General features: G+C 75.0%; 1 protein-coding gene. It reads left to right on the top strand.

Annotated elements, in window-relative coordinates:
- Positions 1-294 precede the first annotated feature (294 nt).
- Complete coding sequence (locus ABZ641_RS37205) at positions 295-867, top strand: hypothetical protein (RefSeq protein ID WP_359988997.1); 573 nt, start codon at positions 295-297, stop codon at positions 865-867.
- Positions 868-1444 lie beyond the last annotated feature (577 nt).

Here is a 1444-nt window from a genome sequence, read left to right as displayed (position 1 = left end):
GGCGCGCCGGGCGCGGCGGGGCCGGGGGCGACGGGGATCGTGTCCGAGCACGACGTTGTCCACGGAGTCTCCTGTGGGGGCGGAGCCGGGTGGGTGGGACGGCCTGAGGCCGGTGGAACGCTCTGCGGGCCGGACGCCGGTGGGGGCCGGACACCCTTGCGCAAGATTGATGAAACTTGCTGGAAACTTTCTGATCGCTGACCGTAGAGCTCTGATGAGTGCCCGTCAAGGCTCCGGCCCCCTTCACCACCACCCGCCCGGCCGGCCCGCGGCCCCGACCGGGACCATGGGCCGGTGCCCGAAGAACCGACCCCGCCCCCGACCCGGTGGCCGCTCGCACCGCCCGGGGCCACCGACCGGCTGTTCGACCTCTGCGGCGACGGGCTGACCGGCTTCATGCCGCCACCCGTGCCCGATGCGGCCTGGGTGCGCAACGCCATGTACGAACACCGCCAGGGACCCGCCGGCAGACCGCACCACGGCCCGGGCCGCGCCGAACACCCAGGACCCGGCTGGCAGCGGCTGCGCTGGGCCGAACTCGCCCGGCGGACCGGCGATCCCGTCGTGCCCGAGGGGCGGCTGCCCTCCCACCGCTGCTTCCCCTCCGCCGGGAAGCAGGGCACCCGGCCGCCCGCGATCCTCCCGCCCACCGAGGGGAGCCTGGACCGCGAGACCTGGAACCGGCTGATCGGCGTCCTCGCCGCCCACAGCCCGGCAGGCCCCGACACCCCCTGCCGGGCCTACTGCAGCCCACTGGCGCTCCGGGCCGCCGACTTCGAGGACCGGCACGTACGGGCGGGCCGCCTCGGCGACGCCGCGGCGCTGTACGACGCCCCCGAGGTCGACTTCAGCCCGTCCAACCTCTGAGCCGAGGACCGCTCATGGGTCCTGTGCACCGACTACGACCTGCGGGGCACCAAGGCCGCCGGCCCTCCGGCCCCGATCGAGGCACTGCTGGACGACCCCGAGATCGAGGCCGTCCGGCTGCCCTGAGCCCCCGGCCGCCGACGGCCCGGAGAACGGCAACCACCCGGGACGGAAGGTCCGGAGCGGACGGTCACCCCTGGCGGCCGGGCCACCGGGCAGGGCGCCTCAGGCCAGTTATTGAGCTCTTCCGGCACTCGCCCCCCGCCGGCCTGCGGGTCCGTGCGCGATCACGGCCCCGGGCTCCCGCGCCGACCGGTCGGGCCGAGCCGGACGCCCCGACTCCCCCACCGGGCAGAACAGTTCGGATCCGGCCCCGGCCGCAATGATCTTCGCCCAATGTCTACCGACAAGTAACCCTGATGGGTCATCCTGCTTCCACCCTCACTCAAAGGAGCATGAGCATGGCAGGACGTATCGGTGTGCGGCATCTCGCGGTCGCGGCGGCGGCCGGGGGCGTGCTGCTCGTCGGGGTGGCGCAGCCGGCCTCCGCCGCCACGGGGTCGCCGGCCCCGGCCGC

Source organism: Kitasatospora sp. NPDC007106 (genome assembly GCF_040634455.1).
Lineage (GTDB): Bacteria > Actinomycetota > Actinomycetes > Streptomycetales > Streptomycetaceae > Kitasatospora > Kitasatospora arboriphila.
This window is presented reverse-complemented; position numbering and strand designations above follow the sequence as displayed.